Annotated in this window: 10 protein-coding genes and 1 pseudogene; 7 read left to right on the forward strand and 4 right to left on the reverse strand. The window is 62.8% G+C overall.

Features of this window, described 5'->3' with window-relative positions; all coding sequences use genetic code 11:
- Positions 1–184: 184 nt before the first annotated feature.
- Entirely contained in the window at positions 185–841 is a 657-nt protein-coding gene (locus ACQ4WN_RS26005; protein ID WP_436554104.1) for an outer membrane lipoprotein, read from the reverse strand.
- A 176-nt stretch (positions 842–1,017) separates the two neighbouring features.
- Here ACQ4WN_RS26005 and ACQ4WN_RS26010 point away from each other — a divergent pair, with 176 nt between their 5' ends.
- Positions 1,018–1,794 carry a Crp/Fnr family transcriptional regulator gene (locus ACQ4WN_RS26010; protein WP_436554105.1) on the forward strand — a complete coding sequence of 259 codons (777 nt, stop codon included), beginning with the start codon at positions 1,018–1,020 and terminating at the stop codon, positions 1,792–1,794.
- Positions 1,795–1,871: 77 nt separating this feature from the next.
- Here ACQ4WN_RS26010 and ACQ4WN_RS26015 read toward each other — a convergent pair whose 3' ends face one another.
- Both ACQ4WN_RS26015 and ACQ4WN_RS26020 read right to left on the reverse strand, forming a co-directional pair.
- Positions 1,872–2,090, reverse strand: a complete 219-nt coding sequence (locus tag ACQ4WN_RS26015; RefSeq protein WP_077401543.1) for a YMGG-like glycine zipper-containing protein — start codon at positions 2,088–2,090, stop codon at positions 1,872–1,874.
- 185 nt (positions 2,091–2,275) lie between these two features.
- Complete coding sequence (locus ACQ4WN_RS26020; RefSeq protein ID WP_436554106.1) at positions 2,276–4,324, reverse strand: AsmA family protein; 2,049 nt, start codon at positions 4,322–4,324, stop codon at positions 2,276–2,278.
- A gap of 269 nt (positions 4,325–4,593) precedes the next feature.
- Here ACQ4WN_RS26020 and ACQ4WN_RS26025 point away from each other — a divergent pair, with 269 nt between their 5' ends.
- The 6 genes from ACQ4WN_RS26025 (at position 4,594) to ACQ4WN_RS26050 (ending at position 7,732) form a co-directional block, all read left to right on the forward strand.
- Entirely contained in the window at positions 4,594–4,998 is a 405-nt protein-coding gene (locus ACQ4WN_RS26025; RefSeq protein WP_436554107.1) for a DUF4398 domain-containing protein, read from the forward strand.
- A 30-nt stretch (positions 4,999–5,028) separates the two neighbouring features.
- Positions 5,029–5,928: an OmpA family protein gene (locus ACQ4WN_RS26030; RefSeq protein ID WP_436554108.1), complete on the forward strand. Its 900-nt coding sequence runs from the start codon at positions 5,029–5,031 to the stop codon at positions 5,926–5,928.
- A gap of 87 nt (positions 5,929–6,015) precedes the next feature.
- Complete coding sequence (locus ACQ4WN_RS26035) at positions 6,016–6,552, forward strand: ferritin-like domain-containing protein (protein WP_099380109.1); 537 nt, start codon at positions 6,016–6,018, stop codon at positions 6,550–6,552.
- A gap of 58 nt (positions 6,553–6,610) precedes the next feature.
- A complete protein-coding gene (locus tag ACQ4WN_RS26040; protein ID WP_035826246.1) occupies positions 6,611–6,913 on the forward strand; it encodes an ElaB/YgaM/YqjD family protein in 303 nt (100 codons plus the stop codon).
- An 18-nt stretch (positions 6,914–6,931) separates the two neighbouring features.
- Complete coding sequence (locus ACQ4WN_RS26045) at positions 6,932–7,318, forward strand: phage holin family protein (protein WP_070224915.1); 387 nt, start codon at positions 6,932–6,934, stop codon at positions 7,316–7,318.
- 75 nt (positions 7,319–7,393) lie between these two features.
- The gene (locus ACQ4WN_RS26050) at positions 7,394–7,732 is read left to right on the forward strand and encodes a hypothetical protein (RefSeq protein WP_436554109.1); all 339 of its coding nucleotides are present in this window, start codon (positions 7,394–7,396) and stop codon (positions 7,730–7,732) included.
- Positions 7,733–7,777: 45 nt separating this feature from the next.
- On the opposite strand, the pseudogene ACQ4WN_RS26055 reads toward ACQ4WN_RS26050, so the two are convergent.
- Positions 7,778–7,884 (reverse strand): annotated as a pseudogene (locus ACQ4WN_RS26055) (IS1595 family transposase); the annotation flags it as partial.

A 7,884-nucleotide genomic window follows, 5' to 3' on the forward strand; every position in this document is an offset into this window, starting at 1 on the left:
TTCCACTGGGCTGGCTGCATGGAAGACTCCCGTTTGTCTACTATGTACCGTCAGACAGCAGGGCCCCAGGAAAATTCTCGCAATTCCCCTACTTATCGGGGACAGAGCCAAAGAAAACGCCCGGACAGGCCGGGCGTGTATTTAATTTGCAACTAATTGCGGCAGCGGCGCCGCCGCGGTTCCCTTAGCCGATGGCGCGCAAGCCGCCGTTGACGACGCGTACGCGGTCGCCCTGGCGCCAGTTCGGCGCAGTGCTCTGGTGCACGGTGCGCGTTTTGCCATTATCGAGGCGCACGACGATGTTGTAGCTGCGCGTGGCGCGCACGCTGCCTTCGATCTGGTTGCCAGCCACGGCGCCGCCAACGGCGCCCAGCACGGTAGCCAGCTGCCTGCCGTGGCCGCCGCCTACCTGGTTGCCCAGCAAGCCGCCGACGACGGCGCCGCCAGCCGCACCCACGCCGCTGCCTTCGGCGCGCGTATTGACTTCATGGATGGCTTCGATCACGCCGCAATTGCCACACACCTGCGGCGCCGGGGCTGCCGCGTATTGCTGCTGTGGTTGCTGTTGGGGCTGCGGCTGGCGCACGGGTTGCTGCTGTGGTTGTTGCTGCGGCGGCAAGGCAGCCAGCGCTTGTGCGCCGGCAGGCTGCAAGTTCGCTTGCGGCTGGTTCGCCTGCAGGCTGGCCAGCTGTTCGGCCGAGGTGCTGGCCGCCAGTGGCTGGGCATCGCCCTGGGATGAGGGCAGCCAGCCCATCAGGGCTGCCGTGCCCACGCCGCAGAACAGCAGGATGGCGACGGCGGCGGCAAGCACCAGCGGGTGGAGGGATTTGGTGGTGGTCATGGAAGGCTCCTTGGTTTTCTTAAATAATAAAATGGGTAGTGCGTGTTATCCGTGCATGCAGCCAGTGTGCTGTGCTGCGTGCCCCGCTTCCGTGCGTCACCGTACATACAGGGACGGTACTGCACCGTAGGCTTGGTAAAAATTATGTCGAGTTGTAACGACACTGAGGAAAAGCAATGCGACCAACGAACGCCAGCATGACCCTGTCCCGCGACGCAGGCCGATCTGGCCTGGGGTCGCCTGCGGGCCCGCTTGACGCCGGCAACCGCTTGCTGGCCAGCCTGCCCGAGCACGACCTGCGGCACCTGACGGCGCTGGTTGATAGCGTCACGGTCGAGGTGGGCGAGGTGCTGTACGAACCGGGCCAGCCCATCGGCTACATCTACTTCCCCGGCGACTGCCTGATCTCGCTGCTGGCAGTGGCGGAAGGACGGATGACACTGGAAGTGGGTTCCGTCGGCCGCGAAGGCGTACTGGGCGCATCCGTCGCGCTGGGTCATGATCTGGCGCAAGTGCGTGCCGTGGTACAACGTTCCGGCACGGCCAGCCGCATCGCGCGGGCGGAGTTCTGCGCCGAGTTTGCCCAGCTCGATTCCCTGCAGCGCCTGCTGTACCGCTACACGGACACCTTGCTGGCGCAAGCCATCCAGATTGCCGTGTGCAGCCGCTTCCACGTGCTCGAGGCACGCCTGGCCCGTTCGCTGCTGATCACGCGCGACCGCCTGCAGTCGGAAAAATTTCACCTGACGCATGAATTCCTCGCCCATACCCTGGGCGTGCGGCGGGTTGGCGTGACCAAGGCAGCCAGCGCGTTGCAACAGCAAAAGCTGATCACCTACAGTCGCGGCAATATCGAAATCCTCGATTCGGCGGGGCTGGAAGCCGTCTCCTGCCGCTGCTACGCGCTGGTCAAGGACAGCGGCGCCATCGGCATGGCCAACGTCTTCGTCTGATTTCCGCATCATTGTGCCGCAGACGCAAAAAAGCGGGGTGGGCGCCTGGGCGCCCACCCCGCTTTCTTGATCTACGATTACTTCGGCTTGACCTGGTTACCGATCACGCCGCCGACGGCGGCGCCGCCGACTGCGCCGATGGCGCTGCCGCCCGTCAGCACGGAACCGGCGACGGCGCCGACGCCGGCGCCGATGGCCGTGTTTTTATCCTGTCCCGACATGTTGGCGCAAGCGGTCAAGCTCAGCAGCAGAGCGGCAACGGAAGTGGTAGCGGCGATTTTTTTAATGATTTGCATGATAGTTCTCCTATGAATTCGGACCTCGTGGCGCCGGCCTGGTAGGGGCCGGTGGAATGTCGTATCGCCACGTGTTCAGGCACGATCACAGAATAGGATTGTGACAAGGCAGGGTCTGTTCGGCAACGCACATAGGGGTGTAACAATTGTAATCGTGCACGGCCCGCCCTATCTTTCCCTATTATTCAGCGGTGTTTGCGCGGTGTCTTGCCCGGTTTCGGCGCCACCGGCTTGGCGCGCGCCTGGGTCAGCAGGGCTGCGCATTCGCTATCCTCGCCGGGACCGGTATTGACCAGCGGCAGCAGGGCAGCCACGGGCGCTACCACGGCCAGCGCCAGGGCGCCGCCGGCGCGCAGGGCCAGCACGCCCTTGTCGACGCTCACGTCGGGCTTGCTGAAGGTACCCTGCACATACAGGGGCGAGCGCAGCGAAAAGACGCGCAGCCCCTTGCTGTCCGGCTGCAAGGTCAGGTTCAGTTGCTCATTGGCCAGGTTGACCGTGCCGTCGATATGCAGCACCGCATCGTCCGTGTCGACGATGAACTGGCGCGTGTGCATCAGCCCCTTGGTGGCGACGAAATCGGCGGCCATGCAGTTCAGCTTGACCTGCTTGTCGCCCACCAGCTTGGTCAGCACGACACTGCCGATATTCAAGCCCATTTCTTCCAGCAGCAGCTTGCTGATGCTGCCCCGGTTGATCAGCGCGCGCACTTCGCCGTTCGAACTGCCCAGCAGGCTGGCGACGGAATTGCCCGTCGCCGACAGCGAAGCGTCGCCATTGATTTCGCCTACGCTCGCTTGCAGGGCCGGCAGGCGGGGAAACAGTTGCTGGATGTGCAGATGGCGGGCGCTCGCTTTGAGCTCGGCGGCGATGCCGTTGGCGATGACCTTGCCGCTGCCGTCGAGCTTGATCTGCGACGTCAGGGTACCGCCCGCCACATTGAAGTTGAGCGGCGTCAAGGACAGCACGCCGTCCGTCAGCACCACATGCGTGTCGAGCTTGCTGATCGGCAGTTCGGCGTCGCGCGTGATTTTATCGGCCGTGTAGCGCACATCGGCGTCCAGGCTGGTCCAGCGCTCCGTCTTGAAGGTTTCCACCGGCAGCACGCGGCCGGCCGGCTGCGTCGACGGCACGCCCCGTTCCTTCTTGCTGGCGCTGGAATCGGCGCCCACCAGCGGACCCAGGTCGGAAAATTGCAGCAGGCGCGAGTGGACTTCACCCGTCAGGCGCTTGCGCGGCGTGCTGGCCGAAAAGGCCAGCTTGCCTTCGACGTCGCTGGAACCCACCTTGCCGCTGAACTGGTCGTACACCCATTCGCCGCCGCGCGGCGCCAGGGTGCCCGTCAAATGGCCTTCCGTACTGAAATGCGGCGTTTCCGGCAGCAGCACGCCCGTCAATGGATACAGCCGCGCCATGCTGGGCCCGGAAATTTTCAGGCGCACGTCGAGTGCGGCCAGGTCCGCCGGGCGCGTCAGCGTGCCTTCGATGGCCACGCTGCTGTCGTTCGCGCGCATGTCGGCCTGGATGGGGAAGGGCCTACCTTGCTGCTGCAGCGACAACACACCGCCCGCCTTGCCGCCGCCCTGGATGCTTTCGCCACGGTAGTTGCCGGACAGTTTCCACGCGATGCCGTAGCGCGCATCGTTCGCGATGGTGTCGATATCGGCGCGCATCGCCGTGTGCGTGACGTCATCGTCCAGCGTCACGCTGCCCTTGCTGAAGACCACGCTTTGCAGTTCCAGCTGCCACGGCGACGGCTGCTCCTGCCTGTCGAAGGTCCAGTTGTTCTTGCCATCCTTGTTGCGCAGCAAGCGCACCTGTGGCGCGTCGAAGCGCAATTGCGGGATGATGATTTTCTTGTCCAGCAGTGCCAGGGGATTGAGTGAAAACGCCAGCTGGCGCACGCTGGCCAGCTGCGCCTGTTCATCCGTCTCTGCCATGGCGCTCGGGTTGCCCAGGCGTACGTCTTGCGCCTGCAAGTGCGGCCATGGCAGGTAGGTGCGCCAGCTTTGTTTTCCCGCAGTCGGCGGCTGCTGCCACGTCAGCGACAGGTCGCCCGCAATGGCGAAGGGCCGGCCGAGCGCTTCGCTGGCGCGCGCATTGAGCCACGGCTTGGCGCGGTTCCAGTCCATATTGAGCAGGACGACGGCGGCCGTGACGGGCAGGGCGACGAGCACGGCGGTGCTGGCGAGGGCGATTTTCTGGCGGCGTGAGAGGGAGATAAAACGTGGCATAGGGTGTGGGGTAAGAAGTGTTTCTTTCTGGACAGAAGCAAGATGCTACAGGAATCGCTACAAAGGGGGGGCGTTTCAGGTTTTGCTGGCGCAGGCGTGCGCTGGCGCACCTTGCCCATGCAAGTATTGTCGATTTCTCACTCTATGTGCGGCACCGAACGGATATGCGGGGAGCCGAAGCCTATAACGTCATACATCAAACGCCGTTCCTGATTCCAGATGCACCGACGTATGAAACTTACCGCTTAACATTCTCCAGGAGAAGAAAAATGACAAACCGAGATTTCACGATGTCCCCACTGGCCGCCCTGGCTGCTTGCGCCACCGCCGTCGTCCTGATGACGGGCTGTTCCAGCCTGAAAACGCCAGCCACGGCCGATGTCGCCGTGTCGCGCGCCGCCGTCGATAACGCCGCCAGCGCTGGCGCCGCCGACCTGGCACCCGATGAAATGCGTTCGGCCCGCGAAAAAATGCGCATGGCTAACCAGGCCTTGAAAGATCGCGACTACAAACTGGCACGCGACCTGGCCGACCAGGCGCAGGCCGATGCCAAGCTGGCGCAAAGCAAGGCCAACTCGGCCAAGGCCACCAGCGCCGCTGATGAAATCAACGAGAACATCCGCGTCATGCGTGAAGAACTCGACCGTGCCAACCAGCAAGCGCCGAAACAATAACTAACAATAAGAACAGAACAGGACCCCATCATGAAAAAAGCTACTTACACCACCATTCCCGGCCTGCTGGCCATGGCCGCTTTAGTTGCCGCCTGCAGCTCCGCACCGACCACCACCAGCCTGCTCGACCAGACGCGCGGCGACTACATGGCGGCGCAATCGAACCCGCTGGTGTCGACCTATGCACCACGCGAATTCCGCGAAGCGAGCGCTGCGCTGGAAGCGGCGAACGCCGCCGCCACGCGCCAGGATGACAGCGAAAAGGTCGACAAGCTGGCCTACCTGGCCAAGCAAAAAATTGCTACGGCACAAGAGGTAGCCAAGCAGAAGGCAGCGGAAGCCGATGTGGCCAACGCCGGCAAGCAGCGCGACCAGTTGCGTCTCGATGCGCGCACGCAGCAGGCTGACCAGGCCACGGCGCGCGCCCAGGCGGCGCAAGCCGATGCGGAAGCGGCCAAGGCCCAGGCGCAATCGGCCGAAGCATCGGCCCGTGACGCCACGGCCCGCGCCGCCGCGCTGGAAGTGCAGCTGGCCGACCTGGCCGCCAAGAAAACCGAACGCGGCATGGTCATTACCCTGGGTGACGTGCTGTTTGGCACGGACAAGGCGAACCTGACGGCCGATGGCGCGAATACGGCACGCAAGCTGGCCGATGTGCTGAAAAACAACCCGCAGCGCACCGTGCTGATCGAAGGCTTTACGGATAGCACGGGCGGCTCCGCGCACAACCTGGAATTGTCGCAGCGCCGCGCCGAATCCGTGCGCAATGCGCTGTTGGAACAAGGCATCGGCCGCGACCGCGTCGCCACCAAAGGCTATGGCGCCGCCTACCCGGCCGCCGGCAATGACAGCGCGGCGAACCGCCAGCTGAATCGCCGGGTGGAAATCGTCTTGTCGGAAGATAACACGGCCATTCCCGCCCGCCGTTAAGCTGCGCCCGTTGGCGCGGCAGTACCCAGGCAGCACCGGCCGCATGTCGGCCGGTGGATACCCATGCAAGATTTGAAAGGAAACATCATGACACAAACATCTGTTGAGATTCCAGCTGGCATCGACACGGCCGCCATCCGCGCTGCCGCCAAAAACCTGGACGACGGCGCCGTGACGGCCGGCTACCAGGGCGACCGCCAGGAATTGATTACGCTGCTGAATGGGGCGCTGGCCACCGAACTGGTGTGTATTGCGCGCTATAAACGCCATTACTACACAGTGAGCGGGCGCGACAATGGCAGCATCAAGGCCGAGTTCCTTGAACATGCGCAGCAGGAGCAGGAGCACGCCGACTGGCTGGCCGAACGCATCGTGCAACTGAATGGCAAGCCAGATTTTAATCCTGCAACATTGCTTGCGCGTAGCCATGCCGAGTATGATGACTCCGAAGACGTGCAAAGTATGGTGCGTGCCAATTTGATCGCGGAACGGGTAGCGATCGAGTCGTATCGCCAGATGATCGTGAAAATTGGCGACAAAGACCCGACCACACGCCATTTGTTGATCAAAATCATGGCTGTCGAGGAAGAGCACGCCGATGATATGCGCGATCTGATGGAATAGTGTTTTTGAGTAAAGTAGGTATAGTAACTACATTCATCCATAGCTAAGGAGCTAAACCATGTTGGAAAACAATATCACCACCGTCAATAATGATGTCAAAACCCTGGTCAAGGATGCGCAAGCCCTGTTCAGCGCCGCTGCCGCCCTGACCGGCGAAAAAGCCGATGAAGTGCGCGTCAAAGGCATGAAAACCCTGGATGCCGCCCTGGCCAAGGCGCACGAAGCGCAAGCGTCGGCTATCGTTGCCACCAAGCAGATGGCTGCCCAGGCAGACGGTTACGTCAAGGAAAACCCATGGCGCACGGTGGCCGTCGCCGCTGGCGTCGGCGTGCTGGTCGGCTTCATCCTGGGCCGCAAGTAATCCACCGTCAGGAGCGATATGGACAAGTCTGCTTCGTCTCACCAGGGGCCGGGATTGATCGGCTCGGTCGCCGGCCTGGCCAAAAACGCTGTCGGACTGATGTTGTCGCGGCTGGAACTGGCCACCATCGAACTGTCGGAAGTGCGCAATCACATGCTGCAGCTGGTGGTCATTTTCGCCCTGGCGACGGTGGCCGGCTTGTTTGCCATCGCTTACGGCAGCGTGCTGATCGTTTTCCTGGCCTGGGATAGCCTGGGCTGGAAGATCCTGGCGATCATGACGGTCGTGTTCGTACTGCTGGCCATCGCGCTGGTCATGTATGCGCGCGCCATGCTGCGTCAAGGAAAGTTGTCCATGCCCGCCACCATGGCGGAATTGAAGGCCGACCGCGACATGCTGATGTAAGCTGCTGGCGGGAACCACCTGGACTTGTACCGGAACGGTGCCCGCCATGTCCAGCCTGCCTTACGAGGAGAATTCATGTCGGAAAACGACAAACTGGCGGTGCAAGCCGCCCGCAAGCGCCTGCTGATCGCCCAGGGCGAAATGTATCGCGTGGGCATCGTGCATGCGCGCGCCAACGTGGGCTATGCCCTGCGTCCCGAATCGCTGCTGCAGGGCGTGGTCGGGACGGCTGTCGGCTTTGCCGGCCACCGCGTCGAGTCCCTGCTGGCACCGGGCGGCATGCGCCTGCAAGGTGCCATGCCTTACGTGCTGACGGCGTTATCGTTTATCGGACGCAAGAAGCTGGTCAAACCGGCCCTGGTCCTCGTGGCCGTGGCCGCCGTTGCCGCCAGTTGGCTGCGCCGCAAGCGCTGAAGCCGCCAATACCCGCAACGCCGTCATCGACGGCGTTTTTTTTGGCTATGTCACCGTAAGGTGTGGGAACTCTCCCATGGTTGCCTTCAACAATGTTTCTGGGGAGCGGATGCGTCCGGCGTCGAGTATCCAGCGCCACCCCAGATAATTCG

The sequence above is a fragment of the Janthinobacterium pasteuri genome (assembly GCF_051380775.1).
Classification (GTDB): Bacteria; Pseudomonadota; Gammaproteobacteria; order Burkholderiales; family Burkholderiaceae_D; genus Janthinobacterium.

What these genes read in the sequence shown, in the direction of transcription:
- ACQ4WN_RS26005 (WP_436554104.1), bottom strand. Translation starts at nt 841, where the DNA reads ATGACCACCACCAAATCCCTCCACCCGCTGGTGCTTGCCGCCGCCGTC.
- ACQ4WN_RS26010 (WP_436554105.1), top strand. Translation starts at nt 1,018, where the DNA reads ATGCGACCAACGAACGCCAGCATGACCCTGTCCCGCGACGCAGGCCGA.
- ACQ4WN_RS26015 (WP_077401543.1), bottom strand. Translation starts at nt 2,090, where the DNA reads ATGCAAATCATTAAAAAAATCGCCGCTACCACTTCCGTTGCCGCTCTG.
- ACQ4WN_RS26020 (WP_436554106.1), bottom strand. Translation starts at nt 4,324, where the DNA reads ATGCCACGTTTTATCTCCCTCTCACGCCGCCAGAAAATCGCCCTCGCC.
- ACQ4WN_RS26025 (WP_436554107.1), top strand. Translation starts at nt 4,594, where the DNA reads ATGACAAACCGAGATTTCACGATGTCCCCACTGGCCGCCCTGGCTGCT.
- ACQ4WN_RS26030 (WP_436554108.1), top strand. Translation starts at nt 5,029, where the DNA reads ATGAAAAAAGCTACTTACACCACCATTCCCGGCCTGCTGGCCATGGCC.
- ACQ4WN_RS26035 (WP_099380109.1), top strand. Translation starts at nt 6,016, where the DNA reads ATGACACAAACATCTGTTGAGATTCCAGCTGGCATCGACACGGCCGCC.
- ACQ4WN_RS26040 (WP_035826246.1), top strand. Translation starts at nt 6,611, where the DNA reads ATGTTGGAAAACAATATCACCACCGTCAATAATGATGTCAAAACCCTG.
- ACQ4WN_RS26045 (WP_070224915.1), top strand. Translation starts at nt 6,932, where the DNA reads ATGGACAAGTCTGCTTCGTCTCACCAGGGGCCGGGATTGATCGGCTCG.
- ACQ4WN_RS26050 (WP_436554109.1), top strand. Translation starts at nt 7,394, where the DNA reads ATGTCGGAAAACGACAAACTGGCGGTGCAAGCCGCCCGCAAGCGCCTG.